The 20135-nt window shown below is 73.4% G+C and carries 16 protein-coding genes and 2 pseudogenes; 13 read left to right on the top strand and 5 right to left on the bottom strand.

The annotated features are described in order from the left end of the window. Positions 1-21 precede the first annotated feature (21 nt). From WIS52_RS04545 to WIS52_RS04540, 3 genes and pseudogenes are all read right to left on the bottom strand, one after another. The gene (locus WIS52_RS04545; protein ID WP_349296827.1) at positions 22-1005 is read right to left on the bottom strand and encodes a CE1 family esterase; all 984 of its coding nucleotides are present in this window, start codon (positions 1003-1005) and stop codon (positions 22-24) included. A 196-nt stretch (positions 1006-1201) separates the two neighbouring features. Further along, a pseudogene (locus WIS52_RS31655) lies at positions 1202-1612 on the bottom strand (aldehyde dehydrogenase family protein); the annotation flags it as partial. A 258-nt stretch (positions 1613-1870) separates the two neighbouring features. After that, on the bottom strand, positions 1871-2926 hold the full coding sequence (locus WIS52_RS04540; RefSeq protein ID WP_349296826.1) for an NAD(P)-dependent alcohol dehydrogenase: 1056 nt from the start codon (positions 2924-2926) through the stop codon (positions 1871-1873). Positions 2927-3278: 352 nt separating this feature from the next. Here WIS52_RS04540 and WIS52_RS04535 point away from each other — a divergent pair, with 352 nt between their 5' ends. Next, complete coding sequence (locus WIS52_RS04535) at positions 3279-3803, top strand: MarR family winged helix-turn-helix transcriptional regulator (RefSeq protein WP_349296825.1); 525 nt, start codon at positions 3279-3281, stop codon at positions 3801-3803. A 481-nt stretch (positions 3804-4284) separates the two neighbouring features. On the opposite strand, the gene bldD is transcribed toward WIS52_RS04535, so the two are convergent. Beyond that, positions 4285-4776, bottom strand: coding sequence for a transcriptional regulator BldD (gene bldD, locus WIS52_RS04530; protein ID WP_349296824.1), 492 nt, complete (start codon positions 4774-4776; stop codon positions 4285-4287). A 535-nt stretch (positions 4777-5311) separates the two neighbouring features. Between bldD and pyrR the strand changes: the two genes are divergently transcribed. From pyrR to coaBC, 11 genes and pseudogenes are all read left to right on the top strand, one after another. After that, positions 5312-5908 (top strand): bifunctional pyr operon transcriptional regulator/uracil phosphoribosyltransferase PyrR, encoded by a 597-nt coding sequence (gene pyrR / locus WIS52_RS04525; protein ID WP_349296823.1) that lies wholly within the window; start codon positions 5312-5314, stop codon positions 5906-5908. Further along, positions 5905-6849, top strand: a complete 945-nt coding sequence (locus WIS52_RS04520; protein ID WP_349296822.1) for an aspartate carbamoyltransferase catalytic subunit — start codon at positions 5905-5907, stop codon at positions 6847-6849. Before pyrR ends, WIS52_RS04520 begins: the two co-directional genes overlap by 4 nt. Further along, the gene (locus WIS52_RS04515; RefSeq protein WP_349296821.1) at positions 6846-8138 is read left to right on the top strand and encodes a dihydroorotase; all 1293 of its coding nucleotides are present in this window, start codon (positions 6846-6848) and stop codon (positions 8136-8138) included. Before WIS52_RS04520 ends, WIS52_RS04515 begins: the two co-directional genes overlap by 4 nt. Beyond that, positions 8135-9238, top strand: a pseudogene (carA, locus tag WIS52_RS04510) (glutamine-hydrolyzing carbamoyl-phosphate synthase small subunit); the annotation flags it as partial. The gene WIS52_RS04515 and the pseudogene carA, both read left to right, overlap by 4 nt. Positions 9239-10071: 833 nt before the next feature. Then, entirely contained in the window at positions 10072-13377 is a 3306-nt protein-coding gene (gene carB, locus WIS52_RS04505) for a carbamoyl-phosphate synthase large subunit (protein WP_349296820.1), read from the top strand. Further along, positions 13374-14207 (top strand): orotidine-5'-phosphate decarboxylase, encoded by an 834-nt coding sequence (gene pyrF, locus WIS52_RS04500; RefSeq protein ID WP_349296819.1) that lies wholly within the window; start codon positions 13374-13376, stop codon positions 14205-14207. The genes carB and pyrF overlap by 4 nt, the downstream gene beginning before the upstream one ends. Before the next feature lie 188 nt (positions 14208-14395). Continuing rightward, entirely contained in the window at positions 14396-14785 is a 390-nt protein-coding gene (locus WIS52_RS04495) for a DUF4870 domain-containing protein (protein ID WP_349296818.1), read from the top strand. A 593-nt stretch (positions 14786-15378) separates the two neighbouring features. Next, positions 15379-15696, top strand: a complete 318-nt coding sequence (gene mihF / locus WIS52_RS04490; protein ID WP_349296817.1) for an integration host factor, actinobacterial type — start codon at positions 15379-15381, stop codon at positions 15694-15696. Positions 15697-15730: 34 nt separating this feature from the next. Beyond that, positions 15731-16324 (top strand): guanylate kinase, encoded by a 594-nt coding sequence (gmk, locus tag WIS52_RS04485; protein ID WP_349296816.1) that lies wholly within the window; start codon positions 15731-15733, stop codon positions 16322-16324. A gap of 48 nt (positions 16325-16372) precedes the next feature. Then, positions 16373-16639 carry a DNA-directed RNA polymerase subunit omega gene (gene rpoZ / locus WIS52_RS04480; RefSeq protein WP_344028351.1) on the top strand — a complete coding sequence of 89 codons (267 nt, stop codon included), beginning with the start codon at positions 16373-16375 and terminating at the stop codon, positions 16637-16639. Between the two features lie 10 nt (positions 16640-16649). Continuing rightward, on the top strand, positions 16650-17864 hold the full coding sequence (coaBC, locus tag WIS52_RS04475; protein ID WP_349296815.1) for a bifunctional phosphopantothenoylcysteine decarboxylase/phosphopantothenate--cysteine ligase CoaBC: 1215 nt from the start codon (positions 16650-16652) through the stop codon (positions 17862-17864). Between the two features lie 144 nt (positions 17865-18008). Here the strand turns inward: coaBC and WIS52_RS04470 are convergent, their stop codons facing one another. Then, on the bottom strand, positions 18009-18521 hold the full coding sequence (locus WIS52_RS04470) for an SH3 domain-containing protein (RefSeq protein ID WP_349296814.1): 513 nt from the start codon (positions 18519-18521) through the stop codon (positions 18009-18011). A gap of 365 nt (positions 18522-18886) precedes the next feature. Here WIS52_RS04470 and metK point away from each other — a divergent pair, with 365 nt between their 5' ends. After that, on the top strand, positions 18887-20104 hold the full coding sequence (gene metK, locus WIS52_RS04465) for a methionine adenosyltransferase (RefSeq protein ID WP_349296813.1): 1218 nt from the start codon (positions 18887-18889) through the stop codon (positions 20102-20104). The last annotated feature ends 31 nt before the right edge of the window (positions 20105-20135 follow it).

Raw genomic sequence — 20135 nt, 5'->3', positions numbered from 1 at the left:
CCGGCCCGTCGCGGAGGACGCTCAGCGCAGGGCGTCGAAGAACTCCGCCATCACCTCGGTGGCGTCGAGGCGCCCGGTCTGCCCGCCGCACCCGTCGCACGCCACTCGGGCCGACCCCGGCCAGGTGCGTCCGTCGGACGTGATCCGGTGGAGCTGCACCACAGCTCCACCGGCACAGTCGTCGTGGCTGACCAGGGTGATCGACTCGTCGACCGGGGTCTCCCGTGCCGTGGGGGAACAGCCGTTGACGCGGGCCCACCGCTCCAGCGCCGCCGGGAAGGAGTAGCCCCACCGCGGATCGTCGTCGCCCCCGTAAGGATTGACCTCGTCGAGGGCCCCGTGGAACGCGGAGATCGAGACCGGGGAGCCGGGCCGGCACGTGGCGGCGTCCGGTTCCGCGAGGTCGCCCGGCTCGGCGGCCCCGGCGCGCAGGCCCGCCACCGGTGCGACGGCCGCGATCCGCTCCGGGATCTCGCAGGCCAGGGCCGACGCCATGCGGGCGCCTCCCGAGTATCCGGTCGCGTAGACCCGGGCGGGGTCGACGCAGGCACGCCGTTCGGGGACGGTGATCATCTCGGCGAGGAAGTCGACGTCGTCACGGGTGCCGGGCGGGATCTCCTGGTCCCCGAGGACCGGTACGCCCGGGACGTGCCACGACCAGCTCCCGCCCTCGAGCGGAGGTGTCGGGTCGGGGGAGCGCACCGCTCCCGTCGGGGTGGCGACGACGACCCCGTGCTCGCCCGCCACCCGTTCCCGTCCGGAGATCGCCGCCTGCTCGGCGCCGTTCATCCGGCTCGCGTGCAGGTCGAGGACCAGCCCCGGCCGGGCGTCCGCAGGCGTGCCGGGTACGAGGACGTCGACGTCGTGGCTCCGGCCGTCGAACTCGACAGCGACGCTCCGCCATCCGCCGCCCCGGCCGTCGTCGCAGGCACCCGCGATCACGGATGACGCTGGGGCGCCGCCGGGTGTGCCGGCGGCGGCGCACCCGGCGGCGATGACCGGCACCGTCAGGACCGTCGCGAGCGTCGTGGGTCCGAGCCACGCCGTGCGCGTCGTCCGCCGGTCCGGCCCCACGCGCACGGCGCGTGGCACTACGCGCCTGCCGGCGAGGGGAACACCGACTTGAGGGACTGGTAGGTACGCAGCCCCTCGGGACCGAGGGCCCGGCCGTAGCCGCTGTTCCTGATCCGCCGGCCGCCAGTGCGGGCGCGAGCTTCATGAACGTGATGCCGAGCGGGAAGTTCCACGGGATCACGGCCGCCACGACCCCCGCGGGTTCGGCGCGGACGATCACCGGACGTCCGCCCGCGGGCCGCGTCTCCTCGATGTGTCCGGTCCGCGCGAGGCCCGCGTAGTAGCGCAGCATCGCCGGACCGGACCAGGCCTCTCCGGCGGCGCTCTGCCTGCTCGGCATGCCGTTCTGTGCGCTGACCAGGCGGCCGAACTCCTCGTGGTGGCGCTCCAGCACGTCGGCGAGTCGTTCCATGGCCCCGGCCCGGCGCTCGGGCGGCCATCCGGCCCAGCCCCATGGGTCGTCGAAAGCACGGCGAGCGGCGGCGGCCGCCGCGTCGACGTCCGGCTTCGGCGGGGTCGGGAACGCGGCCGATGGCCTCCTCCGTGCTGGGGGAGACCACGTCGATCACACCGGCGTGCGGCGAGGGCGGGTTCCACGCCCCGCCGTAGAAGATCTGGTCGTGGACGATCACAGGGGCCTCTTCCGGCTCGTCGCCCGCGGGGGAGGGGGCAGCGCGCGGCGGCGTACCCGGTTCCGGTGTCGCGGACGAGGGCGCGACGCCGGCCCGGTCGCCGCGAGCGTGGACCGACCGGTGGTGCGAACACCCGGGAACCCTGTGTCCCCGGGTCGGTGTGCTCAGTCCATGAGCAGGACCGGCTTGATCGTGGCCCCGGACTCCATGTCGGCGAGCGCCTGCTCGAGGTCGGCGAACGGATAGGTCCGGACGAGCTTCTCGACCGGCAGCTCACCGGCGTCGCGCATCTGCAGGAGCTTCCCGATGGTCACGGTCGGGGTGGCGCCGCCGAACGGCGCGCCCAGGACGGTCCGGCCGCTCACGATCCCGATCCAGTCGAGCTCGATCGTGGTGCCGAAGGGAGGTGTCCCGAGCAGGATGCAGGTGCCCTGGCCGTGGAGGCTGTCCACGCACGGTGCACCGGCCGCGCGGGCACCGCTGGCTTCGACCGAGAAGTCGGCTCCACCGCCCGTGACATCGCGGACCGCCGCGACGGCGTCGGTCGACGACGCGTCCACGACGTGGCTCGCGCCCAGTTCCCGGGCGAGCTCCAGCCGGGCCGGGAGCACGTCCACCACGACGATCGTCTCGCAGCCGATGTGCCGGGCGGCCATCACGGCACTGAGCCCGACGGTCCCGGCGCCGTGGACGACGACGGAGCTGGTCGGCTCCGGCCGGAGCACGTTGAGCACTGCCCCCGCCCCGGTCTGGACCCCGCACGCCAGTGGCGCCGCGACCGTCCACGGGATGCTCCCGTCGGGGAGGACGGCGAGGTTGGGTTCGCGGACGAGGGCATGGGTGGCCCAGGACGACTGCCCGAGGTACCCGCCCGAGACCGGGGTCCCGGACTCGTCCAGGAGGGTCGGCGACCCGTCCGCGCGCACCCCGTTCAGGGCGAGCCCCATCGTGTTCGGGCAGGCCGACACCGTGCCCTTGCGGCACGCCCGGCAGCTGCCGCAGAACGCCTGGCTCATCACGACGCGATCACCGACCCGCGCCGCGGTGACGTCGGACCCCACGGCGCGCACGATCCCCACGCCCTCGTGGCCCAGCACGCCGGGGAGCGGAAAGGGGTAGAGACTGTCTCGGCCGGACAGATCCGAGTGGCAGATCCCGGCCGCCCGCACCTCGATCAGCAACTCGTTCGGTCGCGGATCCTCCAGTCGTAGGGACGACATCTGCAGGGGAGAGCGCGGAGAACGAGCCACCGCGGCACGGATCTGATTCACTGTTGATCACCCGCTTTCCTGAAGCTGACGAAATCATCCGTCAGTACACTGATAGAAATGACTCTGGCAGTCCCCGGGGGGTGTGTCAACGGCGACGCGAGCGCGAGGACGGGGAGCGGGTGTCGCGAAGGGGTGCGTCGCCGGTCGGGCGGATGAGCCGGGACGTTCCGGTCGCCGACCGCCGTGCCGTCGGGCCGTCGTCGCCGGTATCGGCGGTTCCCCGCACCCGAAAAGCGTTGATTCCGCGTGTGCAGTACACTGAGAACCCGCTGACAGAGGAGTCGCACAGCAGCGGTCGGCGATGCGAAGAGAGAAGCTCATCGTGGTGAATACGCGTGAACCCAATGATTTCGAACTCGGACAGATGGTGGGCCACCTGATTCGCGTGTCCCAGCAGGTCCACGCGTCGCTCTGGAGCTCGGCCTTCGGCATGAACGGGTTGACATCCCCGCAGTTCGCGGTGCTCCATGCGCTCGCCCACGAGGACGGGCTCGATCAGACGACGCTGGGTGAGCGGTCGTCGCTCGACCGCACCACGGTCGCCCAGATCGTGACCCGCCTCGCCCGCCACGGGTTCGTCGTCCGCGAGCGCGACGAGCTCGACGGCCGCCGCAACGTCGTGAACCTGACCAGCGCGGGCCGGTCCGCCTACACCAAGGCCTCCCATGAGGCGTACGCCATCAACGAGAAACTGCTCGAACGGATCTCGCAGGACGACCGGATGGTGCTCGTCCGGGTGCTGAGCGAGATCATCGGGAGCGACCGGTACCCGGTCGCCGTCGGCAACGGCCCGGCAGGCCAGGGCGACGGCGCGCGAACGGACTGAGCTCCACCCGCCGCGTCCCGGCAGGCCCGTCTCCACCGCTACTGGTGGCACGTCGGGCACCTGCTGGGGCTTGACGAGTGGCTCGTCGTCGACATCGAGGACCACGAGCGCGCGGGCGCGCTGCTCGACCTGCTCGACTCGACCACGGCGCCACCGGACGCGAACAATCGCGCCCTGGTCGGGGCACTACTCGGCGCGACGGTCACCAACCTGGCCGCGCGCCGTCCAGCCCGCTCGCGGGTGGTTCCGCGCCGAGATGCGGCTCACGGTCCGGAAGAGGTCGACGATCCGAACTCGTCGCCGGGTTCGTGGCCGGTGCTCGTCATGACGCGCGCGTCGTCGAACTCCTCGGCGGCAACTCGACGTCCGGCGCCCTCGGACGACCGGGAGATGGCTGCCGGCGCAGTCCACGAGAGTGACCGGCACCGGGCGCGTCACCCTTCCCCTGGGACGCGACCGGTGCCGATGTGGGTGGTGGACCTCAGGCCACCGGCGTCCCGGGCCGTGCCTCGGGAGGCAGCACACCCCACTCGATGAGCTGGTCGGTCAGCTCACCCGGGGACATGTCGTAGATGATCGCGAGCGAGCGCAGGTCCTCGGCGCGGATCGACAGCACCTTGCCGTTGTAGTCACCACGCTGGCTCTGGATGGCCGCGGCGTAGCGGGCCAGCGGGCCCACCTTGTCCGCGGGGAGCTGCTGCAACCGCTCCAGGTTGATCACGATCTTGGTAGCGGGCTCGCTGCCGGACGGGATGCGTCCCTCGGGGAGGAGCTCGGCCACCGGGACGCCGTAGAAGTCGGCCAGCTCGGCCAGCTTCTGCACGGTGACCGCGCGGTCCCCGCGCTCGTAGGAGCCCACGACGACCGCCTTCCAGCGGCCGCCCGACTTCTGCTCGACCCCGTGCAGCGACAGTCCCTGCTGTTGCCGGATCGCCCGGAGCTTCCCCCCGAGCGCCTTGGCGTAGTCGCCCATCGATCCCCTCGTTCCTGACGGTCCGTGCCGCGTGGCGATCACCGGCACCTGCGCCGGTACTCACGGTCTCCTCGCCCCGGCGGGGCGGTCGTTCCGATACGGCCCGGGCGTGCCCGGCGAACCGGTCCCGCACTCGTCGACCGTACTGCTGCACGTTCCCTGATTGATACGGAGAGTAATCCTCCGGGTCCGGTCCGGCGTGGTCAAGCTCGATGCCCTGCTCGGGGGGTTGACGAGCGGTTTGCCACACGAACGGGGCAGTCCGTGTCCCTCGACTGCGGTAGCGCGAGCTCCGGTGCGGGCCGGACCTGGCATTCCGTCGATCCCGCGTAGGGGCAACCGGGTATCGCATGACGGCCGATTCCGGACGGTCCGGCCACCGCGCATCGTAACGGGAACGTGACCACGAGCGGGTGAGGGGCGCAGGTCCGGCCGGACCTGGATCACATCGGCGCGGTTGCTAGGTTGACGGGGAACGACCAGCACGGCCGTCCTTTAAGACCCGTCCCGTGAGGCGGGGAAGGAGCAACTCCTCGTGGCGCAGAACCGCCGCGGGGACGTCGGTGCGGAGGCTCCCACCCGGGAGCTGCTCAGCGCCGCCGACGTCACCCGCACCCTCGCGCGCATCGCGCACCAGATCATCGAGAAGACCGCCTTCGGTCCGGACACCGCCGACGACCTCGTCCTGCTCGGCATCCCGACCCGCGGTGTGCACCTGGCCACCCGGCTCGCCGCAGCGATCACCGAGTTCGCCGGCGTCGCCCCCGCGGTGGGGTCGGTGGACGCCACCCTCTACCGCGACGACCTGCGGCGTGGCCCGGCCCGCGCGCTGGAGTCCACCGCGGTGCCCGAGACCGGCGTCGACGACAAGCTGGTCGTCCTCGTCGACGACGTCCTGATGTCCGGGCGCACCACCCGCGCCGCCCTGGACGCGCTGCGCGACGAGGGCCGGCCGCGGATCGTGCAGCTCGCCGTCCTGGTCGACCGCGGGCACCGGGAGCTGCCGATCCGCGCCGACTACGTGGGCAAGAACGTCCCCACCTCGCGCTCGGAGCAGATCCTGGTGTCGCTCACCGAGATCGACGGGGTCGACGGGGTCCGCATCGCCCACGGATCGGAGGAGGGCGAATGAAGCACCTGCTCTCCGTGGCCGACCTCGACGCCGGCGAGGCCACCGCGCTGCTTGACACCTCCGACCGGCTGCGCGAGGCGCTGCTCGGCCGTGAGGTCCGTAAGCTCCCCACGCTGCGCGGCCGCACCGTGATCACCATGTTCTACGAGAACTCCACCCGCACCCGGGTCTCGTTCGAGATCGCCGGCAAGTGGATGAGCGCGGACACCGTGAACGTGTCCGCGTCCGGCTCGTCGGTGTCCAAGGGCGAGTCGCTGCGCGACACCGCGCTGACGCTGTCGTCGATGGGCGCGGACTGCGTGGTCGTCCGGCACCCGGCTTCCGGCGCGGCGCACCGGCTGGCGCACTGGGTGGACGCCGACTCCGGGGTCACCGGCACGCCGACCGCGATCGTCAACGCCGGCGACGGCACGCACGAGCACCCCACCCAGGCGCTGCTCGACGCCGCGACCCTGCGCGACAAGCTCGGCCGGATCGCCGGGCGCCGCATCGTGATCGTCGGCGACGTGCTGCACAGCCGGGTCGCGCGCTCCAACGTGCTGCTGCTGGCCACCCTCGGCGCCGAGGTGGTGCTCGTCGCGCCGCCGACGCTGCTGCCCACCGGCGTCGACCAGTGGCCGTGCCGGGTCTCGCACGCCCTCGACGCCGAGCTGCCCGGCGCCGACGCGGTGATGATGCTGCGCGTGCAGGCCGAGCGGATGCACGGCGGCTTCTTCCCCTCGGCCCGCGAGTACGCGATCGGCTTCGGGCTCTCCGAGGACCGCGCTGCGCGCCTGCCCGAGCACGCCGTCGTGCTGCACCCGGGCCCGATGGTCCGCGGCATGGAGATCGCCCCGGCGGTCGCCGACGCCGCCAACTCCGCGGTGCTGTCCCAGGTGCGCAACGGCGTGCACGTGCGGATGGCCGTCCTCTACCACCTGCTCGCGGGAGCCCCCCAGTGACTCGGCTACTGATCACCAACGCCCGCCCCTACGGCGACGACAAGACCGACGTCCTGGTCGTCGACGGCGTCGTCGAGACCATCGGCACCGGCCTCACCGCCCCCGACGACGCCGAGGTGCTCGACGCCGACGGCGCCGTCCTGCTGCCCGGCTTCGTCGACCTGCACGTGCACCTGCGCGAGCCCGGCGGCCAGGAGTCCGAGACGATCGAGACCGGATCGCGCGCCGCCGCGCTCGGCGGGTTCACCGCGATCTTCGCGATGCCGAACACCGACCCGGTCGCCGACTCCGCCGTCGTCGTCGAGCACGTGAAGCGCCGCGGCGACGAGGTCGGCCTGGTCGACGTGCACCCGGTCGGCGCCGTCACCGTCGGGCTTGGCGGCGAGCGCCTGGCGGAGCTCGGCACGATGGCCCAGTCCCGCGCGGCCGTCCGGATGTTCTCCGACGACGGCCGCTGCGTGAACGACCCGCTGATCATGCGCCGGGCACTCGAGTACGCCTCCGCGCTCGACGCGGTGATCGCCCAGCACGCCGAGGACCACCGGCTCACCGGCGGAGCGCAGGCCCACGAGGGCGCGGTCGCCGCCCGGCTCGGGCTGGCCGGCTGGCCCGCGACCGCCGAGGAGACGATCGTCGCCCGGGACTGCGCGCTGGCCCGGGAGGCGGGCGCCGCGCTGCACGTCTGCCACATCTCGACCGCGCGTACGATCGACGTGCTCCGCGCCGCGAAGGCGCAGGGCGTCCAGGTCTCGGCCGAGGTCACCCCGCACCACCTGCTGCTGACCGACGGCCGGCTGACCGGCTACGACCCGGTCAACAAGGTCAACCCGCCGCTGCGCACCGCGGACGACACCCGCGCGATGCGCGAGGCGCTGGCCGAGGGCGTCGTCGACGTCGTCGCGACCGACCACGCGCCGCACGCCGCGCAGTACAAGGACACCGAGTGGCAGGCCGCGAAGCCGGGGATGCTCGGGCTGCAGACGGCGCTGTCGGTGCTGATCGAGACCATGGTCGCGCCGGGCCTGCTGGACTGGCACGGCGTCGCCCGGGTGATGTCCGAGCGGCCGGCCCAGATCGGCCGGCTGGCCGACCAGGGGCGGCCGATCGCCGAGGGTGAGCCGGCGACGTTCGCGCTCGTCGACCCGGATGCGGTCTGGACGGTCCGGGGCGCGACCCTGGCGAGCAAGGCGGCGAACACGCCGTACGAGGGAATGCGACTGCCCGGTTCGGTGGTCGCGACGGTGCTGCGCGGACGGATCACCGCGCGGGACGGGAAGGTTGTCGGATGAGTGGGAACGCTGCGCTGCTGGTGCTCGAGGACGGACGGATCTTCCGCGGCGAGGCCTACGGCGCCACCGGGGAGACGCTCGGCGAGGCCGTGTTCACCACCGGCATGACCGGCTACCAGGAGACGCTGACCGACCCGTCGTACCACCGGCAGATCGTGTTGCAGACCGCGCCGCAGATCGGCAACACCGGCTGGAACACCGAGGACGACGAGTCCGCCCGGATCCAGGTCGCCGGTTACGTCGTGCGCGACCCGGCCCGCCGGTCGTCGAACTGGCGGGCTACCGGCTCGCTGGAGGGCGCGCTGCGCGCCCAGGGGATCGTCGGCATCGCCGGGATCGACACCCGGGCCGCCGTGCGGCACCTGCGCGAGCGCGGCGCCATGCGCGCCGGGGTGTTCTCCGGCAACGCGCTGGCCGACGACGACGTGCTGGTCGAGCGGGTGCAGGCGAGCCCGCAGATGGAGGGCGCCGACCTCTACGGCGCCGTCACCACCGCCGAGCCCTACGTGGTGCCGGCGGCGGGGGAGCGGCGGTTCGTGGTCGCCGCGCTGGACGTCGGGATCAAGTTCAACACCCCGCGGATGATGGCCGCGCGCGGCATCGAGGTGCACGTGCTGCCGGCCGGCTCGACGATGGCCGACATCGACGCGCTGCGCCCGGACGGCTTCTTCCTGGCCAACGGGCCGGGCGACCCGGCGACCGCGGACGGCCCGGTCGCGCTGGCGAAGCAGGTCCTGGAGCGCGGCATCCCGCTGTTCGGGATCTGCTTCGGCAACCAGATTCTCGGCCGGGCGCTGGGCCGGTCGACCTACAAGCTGCGCTACGGCCACCGGGGGATCAACATCCCGGTCGTCGAGCACGCCACCGGCCGGGTCGCGATCACCTCGCAGAACCACGGCTTCGCCGTCGCGGGCGAGGCGGGGGAGGAGTTCGACACCCCCTACGGTCGCGCGACGATCACCCACACCTGCCCCAACGACGGCTGCGTGGAGGGCATGGCGGGGATCGACTTCCCGGCCTTCAGCGTCCAGTACCACCCGGAGGCCGCGGCCGGCCCGCACGACGCCGCGGACCTGTTTGACCGCTTCGCGGCGCTGATGGCGGACAACCCGGTGGGCTACGGCGGTGCCGCCGGTCGCCGTCCGGAGGGCGCCGCGCCGGTCCCGTACCCGGCCCCCGAGGACCTCCCCGGCGCCCCCGACGCGGACACGGCGGACGAGCCGGGCCCGTCGGCTCTTGCCCCGTCGGGTGCCGCCCCGGAGCACACCCGACAGCCCGGGGCGTCCACCCCGCCGTCGGCGACGGCCGGGCCCTCGGTCGAGCTGAACCCGGCCCCGCCGGCCACGGCGGCCGGTGCGGCGGCACCGATCCGGCCGACGTCGCCGGAGGAGCCGGTCCGCACCCCGGACGCGGACGTGACGACCATGCTGCCCGTCACACCGGCCGGCGGGCGCGCGTCCGACAGCGCCGCCTCGGCCGACACCCCGCCGGGCGGCGTCCCGCGGGTCGGTGGCGCAGCGGGCTCCGCATCCGCCGGCCCGGCCCGTCCGGTGGCCGGCTCCCCGGCGCGGCCCGACGGGAACCCGGGTGCGGAGCCGCCGACCAGCCGGATGCCGGCCGTCGGCCGCCCCGGCACCCCCGACCCGCTGACCGCCCCGTTCTCCGACATCGAGAACGCGCTCCGCCGCGACGGCGACGAGGGCCCCCGTCGCCGGGACGGTGAGCACCCGGCCCGCCCCGGGGCCGGCACCGCCGAGCCGGCCGCGCCGGGCACCGCCGCCGATGGCCCGCCCGCCCACCCCGGCGACGGGGACGCCGACCCGGTCTCCGGCCGCGCCGGACCCGTCGACGACCGCCCGTGGCCGCCGGCCCGGGACACCGCACAGAACCAGACCGAGACCGATCAGCCCCGGCCCGGGCAGGAGGACCACTGATGCCCCGCCGCGACGACATCAAGCATGTGATGGTGATCGGCTCCGGACCGATCGTCATCGGCCAGGCCTGCGAGTTCGACTACTCCGGCACCCAGGCCTGCCGGGTGCTGCAGGCCGAGGGCATCCGGGTCTCGCTGGTCAACTCCAACCCGGCGACGATCATGACCGACCCGGAGTTCGCCGACGCCACCTACGTCGAGCCGATCACCCCGGAGTTCGTCGAGAAGGTCATCGCCGCCGAGCGCCCGGACGCCATCCTTGCCACCCTCGGCGGGCAGACCGCGCTGAACACCGCGATCGCGCTGCACGAGAACGGCGTCCTGGAGCGCTACGGCGTCGAGCTGATCGGCGCCGACGTCGACGCCATCGAGCGCGGCGAGGACCGGCTCAAGTTCAAGGACATCGTCACCGCGATCGGTGGCGACGTGCCGCAGTCGAAGGTCTGCCACTCGATGGAGGAGGTCCGCGAGGCCACCGCCGAGCTGGGCCTGCCGGTCGTCATCCGGCCGTCGTTCACCATGGGTGGGCTCGGCTCCGGTCTGGCGCACACCGCCGAGGAGCTGGAGCGCCTGGCCGGCGCCGGGCTGGCCGCGTCCCCGGTCACCGAGGTCCTCATCGAGGAGTCGGTGCTCGGCTGGAAGGAGTACGAGCTCGAGCTGATGCGCGACCACGCGGACAACGTGGTGGTGATCTGCTCGATCGAGAACCTCGACCCGATGGGCGTGCACACCGGCGACTCGATCACCGTCGCGCCGGCGATGACGCTCACCGACCGCGAGTACCAGCACATGCGCGACGTCGGCATCGCGGTGCTGCGCGCGGTCGGCGTCGACACCGGCGGTTGCAACATCCAGTTCGCGATCCACCCGGAGACCGGGCGCCTGGTCGTGATCGAGATGAACCCGCGGGTGTCCCGGTCGAGCGCGCTGGCGTCGAAGGCCACCGGCTTCCCGATCGCCAAGATCGCCGCCCGGCTCGCCGTCGGCTACACCCTCGACGAGATCCGCAACGACATCACCGGCGAGACGATCGCCGCGTTCGAGCCGTCGCTGGACTACGTCGCGGTCAAGATCCCGCGGTTCGCCTTCGAGAAGTTCCCCGGCGCCGACCCCGAGCTGACGACGACGATGAAGTCGGTCGGCGAGGCCATGGCGCTCGGGCGGTCGTTCGCGGAGGCGCTGGGCAAGGCGCTGCGCTCGATGGAGACCGACCGCGCCGGGTTCTGGACCCGGCCGGACCCGTCCGGCGAGCCCGAGTACGCCACCCCGGTCGACGGCCGCATCTACGAGGTCGAGCGCGCGCTGCGGTCCGGGCAGTCGGTCGACGACGTCGCGAAGTCCTCCGGCATCGACCCGTGGTTCGTCGACCAGATCGCGCTGCTCGGCGAGATCCGCGCCGAGCTCGAGGCCGCGCCGGTGCTCGACGCGACCCTGCTGCGCAAGGCCAAGCGCTACGGGCTGTCCGACCGGCAGCTCGCCGTCGTGCGGCCCGAGTTCGCGGGTGAGGACGGCGTGCGCGCGCTGCGCCACCGGCTCGGCATCCGGCCGGTCTACAAGACCGTCGACACCTGCGCCGCCGAGTTCGCCGCGACGACCCCCTACCACTACTCGGCCTACGAGACCGACCCGTCGGCGGAGTCGGAGATCGCGCCGCAGACGTCGAAGCCCAAGGTGCTCATCCTCGGTTCCGGGCCGAACCGGATCGGGCAGGGCATCGAGTTCGACTACTCCTGCGTGCACGCGGTGATGGCGCTGCGCGGGTCCGGGTTCGAGACCGTGATGGTCAACTGCAACCCGGAGACGGTGTCCACCGACTACGACACCGCCGACCGCCTCTACTTCGAGCCGCTGACCTTCGAGGACGTCCTGGAGGTCGTGCACGCCGAGCAGGAGTCCGGCACGGTCGCCGGCGTGATCGTCCAGCTCGGCGGGCAGACCCCGCTCGGGCTGGCGCAGCGGCTGACCGACGCCGGGGTACCGGTCGTCGGGACCTCCGCGGCCGCGATCGACCTGGCCGAAGACCGCGGAGCCTTCGGCGAGGTGCTGCACAAGGCCAGCCTGCCGGCGCCCGAGTTCGGCATGGCGACCAGCTTCGACGGCGCCCGCGAGATCGCCTCGCGGATCGGCTACCCGGTGCTGGTGCGGCCCTCCTACGTGCTCGGCGGGCGCGGCATGGAGATCGTCTACGACGAGGCGACGCTGGCCGGCTACATCGCCCGCGCCACCACGATCTCCCCGGACCGCCCGGTGCTGGTCGACAAGTTCCTCGACGACGCCGTGGAGATCGACGTCGACGCGCTCTGCGACGGCGAGGACGTCTACCTCGGCGGCGTGATGGAGCACATCGAGGAGGCCGGGGTGCACTCCGGCGACTCGTCCTGCACGCTGCCGCCGATCACGCTCGGCTCCTCGGTCCTGACCAAGGTCCGGGAGGCGACGGCGGCGATCGCGCACGGCGTCGGCGTCCGCGGCCTGCTCAACGTCCAGTACGCGCTGCACGGCGACGTGCTCTACGTGCTGGAGGCCAACCCGCGGGCGTCGCGGACGGTGCCGTTCGTGTCCAAGGCGACGTCGGTGCCACTCGCCAAGGCCGCCGCCCGGATCATGCTCGGTGCCACCATCGCCGAGCTGCGCACCGAAGGGCTGCTCCCGGCCACCGGCGACGGCGGCGCGCTGCCGGCCGACTCGCCGGTCGCGGTCAAGGAGGCGGTGCTGCCGTTCAACCGGTTCCGCAACACCGCCGGCCAGGGCGTCGACCCGCTGCTCGGCCCGGAGATGAAGTCCACCGGCGAGGTGATGGGCTTCGACTCCGCGTTCGGCCCGGCCTTCGCCAAGTCGCAGGCCGCCGCCTACGGGTCGCTGCCGACGTCCGGCACCGTGTTCGTCTCGCTCGCCGACCGGGACAAGCGCGCGATGGTCTTCCCGATCCGCCGGCTGGCCGACATGGGCTTCCAGATCCTCGCCACCGAGGGCACGGCGGAGATGCTGCGCCGCAACGGGATCACCGTGACGGTGGCGCGCAAGCACAGCGAGGGTTCCGGTCCGGAGACCCCGACCATCGTGGACACGATCCTGGCGGGAGAGGTCGACCTGATCGTCAACACCCCGGTCGGGAACCCCGGTCCGCGGGTCGACGGCTACGAGATCCGCTCCGCCGCGGTCTCCCGCGGGGTCCCGTGCATCACCACGGTGCAGGGCGCCGCGGCCGCCGTGCAGGGCATCGAGGCGCTGGCCGCCGGCGGGCTCGGGGTGCGGTCGCTGCAGCAGGCGCACGCCGCGCTGCGGGCCGCCGGATCCGGCTCGTGAGCACGTTCTCGTCGCGGCTGCTCGCCGCGGTCGGCGAGCACGGGCCGCTGTGTGCGGGGATCGATCCGCACCCGGCGCTGCTGGCGTCCTGGGGCCTCACCGACGACGCCGACGGGCTGGGCCGCTTCGCCGACGCCTGCCTGGCCGGGTTCGCCGGCGCGGTCGCGGCGGTGAAGCCGCAGTCGGCGTTCTTCGAGCGGCACGGCGCGGGCGGGGTCGCGGTCCTGGAACGGCTGCTGGCCGGGTTCGCCGGGTCGGGCACGCTGACCCTGCTGGACGCCAAGCGCGGCGACATCGGGTCCACGATGGACGGCTACGCGGACGCCTACCTCCGGGTGGGCGCCCCGCTCGGCGCGGACGCGCTGACCCTGTCGCCGTACCTGGGCTTCGACTCGCTGGAGCCGGCGCTGGCCGCCGCGACCGAGGCCGGGCGCGGGGTGTTCGTGCTGGCCCGGACGTCGAACCCGGAGGGCGCGTCGGTCCAGCTGGCGGCGCTCGACGGGCGGTCGGTGGCGCAGGCCGTCGTCGACGCCGCCGGGGCGCGCAACGCGGGCACGGAACCCTGCGGGGACGTCGGCGTGGTGGTCGGCGCGACCGCGGACCACGGGCTCGACCTGTCCGGGCTGCACGGCCCGGTCCTGGTGCCCGGGCTGGGCGCGCAGGGCGCGACCCCGGCCGACGTGGTGTCCCGGTTCGCCGGGACGGACGGACCGGTGCTGCCGGTGGCGGCCCGCGCCGTGCTCGCCGCGGGCCCGGACCCCGCGGCCCTGCGCGACGCGGCCCGCACCCTGGCCGACGAGCTGGTCGCGGCGCACGCCGGGTCGCACTAGGCAGCACACCGCCGCCGCACCGCCGGCCCCGGCCGTCGACGCAGGCGGCCGAGCCGATCGAGTGATCGACTCGGCTCCGCGTCGTCCGACGGGGGAGCACGTGACGGCGCTATCCTCCCGTGCCCACCGGACCGGGTCGGTCACACCGACCGCCCCGGTCGAGCGGACGCAGATCAGGAGAGGGATCGATGTCGCAGCCGTACCCCACCCAGCCCACCTCCCGGCCACCCGAGAGCAGCCGTGTCGCCGCGATCCTCGCCCACCTGTCGGCGCCGATCGCCGCCCTGGTGAGCGCGGGGTTCCTGAGCCTGCTCGGCCCGCTGCTGGTGTGGCTGGTGAAGAAGGACGACCCGTTCGCGCGCCGGGCCGCCGCCGGGGCGTTCAACTTCAACCTGTCGTTCTGGGTGCTGTACCTGGTCAGCTGGCTGCTGATCGTCACCGTGATCGGCGCGCTCGTCGGCATCCCGCTGATGATCCTGCTGTTCGTGGTGTCCGCGTGGTGTCACATCAAGGGCGCCGTGCGTGCGTCGAACGACCGGTCCTACGACTACCCGTTCCAGATCCGCGTGCTGTCCTGACCTACGCCCCGGCGTCCGGCGCCCGACGGTCTGCGGCCGCGGTCGCCCCCGGGTCCCGTGGCCGTTCGCGCACCGCGTGGCGGCCCGCGCACCCCGTGTCTGCCCGCGTCGCACCCCGGCGTGGTTCTCGCAGCGGCTGCAGTCGGTGCGCCGACCGCTCCCGGGGTGCGGGAACGCGGAACCGGTGCGACCGCCGTGAGCCGGACGATCACCGGACGGCGGTGGGCGACCGGGTCGTCGCACTCGGTCCGCGATCATTGTCACGTCGGGTGATCGGGCGCTCCCGGACGGCTACCGGGCGCATGCGCCGGAGTCCGGGTTCGTCCGCTCGGGTGCACCGTTGCGCCGACCTGCCTCCGAGGGGAGCCGGGCGGTAGCGCGACACGCCGGGGCCCGACGTGCCGGTGATCACCCGGATGGCCGCGAAAGCGGAGGTGGGACCCCCATTGACGCCTCCGTGGAGTGCGTGGGTACGTTCCATCGCGGATCCGGGGACGTCCCCCGGACGGGTCGGTGTGACCCACCACTCGACCGCCGCCGTCACCGGCGGTGCGGACGACTGTGCACGACTTCGAACTACGGAGGAACCAACCGTGGCCCTTCCCCAGCTGACCGAGGAACAGCGCGCCGCCGCGCTGGAGAAGGCCGCGGCCGCGCGCCGGGCCCGGGCCGAGCTGAAGGACCGCCTCAAGCGCGGGGGCACCACCCTCGAGGAGGTGCTGAAGAAGGCCGAGACCGACGAGGTGCTCGGCAAGATGAAGGTCTCCGCGCTCCTGGAGGCCCTGCCGAACGTCGGCAAGGTCCGCGCCCAGCAGATCATGGAGGAGCTGGAGATCGCTTCGAGCCGCCGCCTGCGCGGCCTGGGCGACCGTCAGCGCAAGGCGCTCCTCGAGCGCTACCCCAGCAGCTGATCGGGCGCGTCCCGTGACCGGAACCTCCTCCGACATGTCGACCGTGACCCCCGGGCACCAGGCGAGCGGCGCCCCGCGCGGGCGCCTGCTCGTGCTGGCCGGGCCGTCCGGCGTGGGGAAGAGCAGCGTGGTCGCGGGACTGCGCGAGGCGTTGCCGGACCTGTTGTTCAGCGTGTCCGCCACGACCCGGCCCGCGCGGCCGGGCGAGGTGGACGGCCGCGACTACCGCTTCGTCGACCGGGCGGGCTTCGACGCGCTGATCGCGCGCGGCGAGCTGCTCGAGTGGGCCGAGGTGCACGGCGGTCTGCAGCGGTCCGGCACGCCCCGCGAACCCGTGGAGCGGGCTCTCGCGGCCGGCCGGCCGGTGCTGGTGGAGGTGGACCTGCAGGGGGCCCGCTCGGTGAAGCGGGTGATGCCCGAGGCGGTCACCGTGTTCGTCGCGCCGCCGTCGATGGAGGAGCTGGCCCGCCGGCTCACCGACCGCGGCACCGACACCCCCGAGCAGCGGGCCCGTCGCCTGGCCACCGCCATCGAGGAGATGGACGCCCGCGACGAGTTCGACCAGATCGTGGTCAACGACGACCTGCAGGCCGTCATCCGGCGATTGGTAACATTGGCGGTTGCGTGACGCGCCCGTCCGGCGCCGCCGCACCACCGTCTTCCCAGGAGTGACTTAGTGAGCACGCCCACCGGCACCACCGCCCCCGAGGGCATCACCTACCCGCCGATCGACGACCTGCTCGGCCAGGTCAGCTCGAAGTACGCGCTGGTGATCTACGCGGCCAAGCGCGCCCGGCAGATCAACGACTACTACTCGCAGCTCGGCGAGGGCCTGCTCGAGTACGTCGGGCCGCTGGTCGAGCCCGGCCCGCGCGAGAAGCCGCTGTCGATCGCCATGCGCGAGATCCAGTCCGGGATGCTCGAGCACACCGAGGGCGAGTAGGACCACCGGAGTGCCTCCCGAGATTCTGCTCGGTGTCTCGGGCGGCATCGCGGCCTACAAGAGCGCCGAGCTGCTCCGCCGGTTCACCGAGACCGGGCACGCGGTCCGGGTGATCCCGACCGCGTCCGCGCTGGAGTTCGTCGGCGCCGCGACCTTCGAGGCCCTGTCCGGGCGGCCCGTCGCCACCGGGGTCTTCTCCGACGTGCACGAGGTCCCGCACGTCGCGCTCGGGCAGCGGGCCGACCTCGTCGTCGTCGCGCCGGCCACCGCGGACCTGATGGCCCGCCTCGCGCACGGCCGGTCCGACGACCTGCTCACCGCAGCCCTGCTCACCGCCCGGTGCCCGGTGCTGCTCGCCCCCGCGATGCACACCGAGATGTGGGAGCACCCCGCCACCCGGGACAACGTGGCGCTGCTGCGCTCGCGCGGCACCATCGTCCTCGAGCCCGCGTCCGGCCGGCTGACCGGCTCCGACACCGGCCGGGGACGGCTGCCCGACCCGGCGGAGATCGCCGACCTCGCCCGGCTGCTGCTGGAACGCCCGGACGCGCTGCCCCGCGATCTGGCGGGCCGGCACGTCGTGGTCAGCGCGGGCGGTACCCGCGAGGCCCTCGACCCGGTCCGCTTCCTCGGGAACCGCTCGTCGGGGAAGCAGGGCTACGCGCTCGCCCGGGTAGCCGCCCAGCGTGGCGCGCGGGTCACCCTCGTCGCCGGGCACACCGAGGACCTCGGTGACCCGGCGGCCGTCGACGTCGTCCGCGCGCCGACCGCGGTGGCGATGGAGGCCGCGGTCCGCTCGGCCGCCGAGGACGCCGACGCCGTCGTGATGGCCGCCGCCGTCGCCGACTTCCGGCCGGTCGACACGGCCACCGACAAGATCAAGCGCGGGGACCACGAACCGCCCGCGCTCCGGCTGACCCAGAACCCGGACATCCTCGCCGGACTGGTTCGCGACCCGCTCCGGGACGGCCAGGTGATCGTCGGGTTCGCCGCCGAGACCGGCGACGCGACCGGCGACGTGCTGCACCACGGCCGGGCCAAGCTCGCGCGCAAGGGCTGCGACCTGCTCGTCGTCAACGCGGTGGGGGACGGGAAGGCCTTCGGCACCCCGGACAACGCCGGGTGGCTGCTCGCCCGCGACGGTGCCGAGGACGAGCTGCCGATGGGCTCCAAGGCGCTGCTCGCCTCCCGCATCTGGGACGCGGTCACCCCCCGCCTGACCTGATCCGCCCGCCCGCCTCGCCCCCTCCCGAACCCCCCACTCATGACGCTTTGGTCCGGCCATACCGAACTGAAGCGTCATGAGTGGGGGGTCTCGGGGTGATCCGGGCCCCTCCGACGGGGGTCGGGCGGGGCCGGCGGAACGGGGTCAGCCGGTGGACGGGGCCGGGGTGGCAGTCTGCGCCGGACCGGTCGAGGCGGAGCGGTCGGCCGGGCTGCGGGTGGGTTCGACGGCCGTGGTGGTCACCGACGCCGACGCCGGAGCGGCCTCGGGCGAGGCCCCGTACGACGTCGACCGCGACACCGGCTCGGCCGGGTCGCCGCTGCGCGGTGCGGTGAGCGAGTCGTCCGCGCTCCCGGGGCCGGGTGTGCGCTGCGGCGACGGGGTGCGGGTCGCCACGTACTCCGCCGACGCCCACCCGCCGTACTCGACCAGCTCGACGAAACCGTCCCGTTCCGCCCCGGCCGAGGTGTTGTCGCCGCGCTCGCAGACGCCGACGATCGGCGCGGAGGCGCTCGCCTCGGACCGCACGTTGACGTTCGCGGTGCAGGTTGCGGTCCCGGCGGCCGTCGCAGTGCCGGCGATCACACCGGTGGCGGCGAGCCCGGCGACGGCCAGCGCACCGGCGACGGCGACGATCCGTCGTGGCTTCGAACCCATGGGCACAACCTCCGAACCGGCAGCGGCGCGGGGCCGCGACGCCCCTGGTGAGCGGGCGGAACCGGGACCGGGCGGGGTGCCGCACGGGCCGTCGGCGGGGGCGTCGACCGGATCAACGAGCGGTGCCGGGCCCGATTCGCGATCGGACGGCACAATCACCCCATCCAGCGACACTGAGTAGTCGCAAACTCAACGAACGTGACGCTCCGTGTGTGAGTTGCGCCCTCCGCTACTCCCGACGGAGCGGCGATCTGCACTAGGGTGCTTCGAAGAGGTCGCTCCGGCCCTCCGGGGCGCCCTGACGGGCCGCGGTCAGTACGACCGCGGCGGGCAGTCGAGCCAGTGCCTGCAGTACAAGCGATCGGATGGAGAATCAGCGCGTGTCGAACACGAGCCGCCGCCTGTTCACGAGCGAATCGGTGACCGAAGGTCATCCCGACAAGATCTGTGACGCGATCAGCGACTCGATCCTCGACGCGATGCTCGAGCAGGATCCGAGCAGCCGCGTCGCCGTCGAGACGATGGTCACCACCGGTCAGGTGCACGTCGCCGGCGAGGTCACGACGAACGCGTACGTGGAGATCCCCAAGATCGTCCGCGACCGGATCCTCGAGATCGGCTACGACTCGTCGGCCAAGGGCTTCGACGGCGAGTCCTGCGGCGTCAACATCGCCATCGGCGCCCAGTCCCCGGACATCGCGCAGGGCGTCGACACCGCCTACGAGAAGCGCGTCGAGTCCGCCGAGGACGAGATCGCCAAGCAGGGCGCCGGCGACCAGGGCCTGATGTTCGGCTACGCCTGCGACGACACCCCCGAGCTCATGCCGCTGCCGATCGCCCTGTCGCACCGGCTGGCCCGGCGGCTGACCGAGGTCCGCAAGAACGGCACGCTGCCGTACCTGCGGCCCGACGGGAAGACCCAGGTCACCATCGACTACGACGGCGACAAGCCGGCCCGCCTCGACACCGTCGTGCTGTCCACCCAGCACGCCGCAGACGTCGACCTCGACGGCATGCTCGCCCCGGACATCCTCAAGCACGTCGTGACCCCCGAGGTCGAGGCGCTGGGCTGGAACCCGTCCGAGCCGCGGCTGCTGGTCAACCCGACCGGCCGCTTCGTCCTCGGCGGCCCGATGGGTGACGCCGGCCTGACCGGCCGGAAGATCATCGTCGACACCTACGGCGGGATGGCCCGCCACGGTGGCGGCGCCTTCTCCGGCAAGGACCCGTCGAAGGTCGACCGCTCCGCGGCGTACGCCATGCGCTGGGTCGCGAAGAACGCCGTCGCCGCCGGCCTGGCCACCCGCATCGAGGTCCAGGTCGCCTACGCGATCGGCAAGGCGGCCCCGGTGGGCCTGTTCGTCGAGACGTTCGGCACCGAGAACGTCGACCCGGCGAAGATCCAGGCCGCGATCGAGGAGGTCTTCGACCTCCGCCCGGCCGCGATCATCCGCGACCTCAAGCTGCTGCGGCCGATCTACGCGCCGACCGCCGCCTACGGTCACTTCGGCCGGACCGACGTCGACCTGCCCTGGGAGGACACCTCCCGGGCGGACGCGCTGAAGTCCCTCGCCGGAGGCTGATCCTCCCGCTCGACCCACTGATGGCCGGGTA

The sequence above is a fragment of the Pseudonocardia nematodicida genome (assembly GCF_040105385.1).
Classification (GTDB): Bacteria; Actinomycetota; Actinomycetes; order Mycobacteriales; family Pseudonocardiaceae; genus Pseudonocardia; species Pseudonocardia nematodicida.
This window is presented reverse-complemented; position numbering and strand designations above follow the sequence as displayed.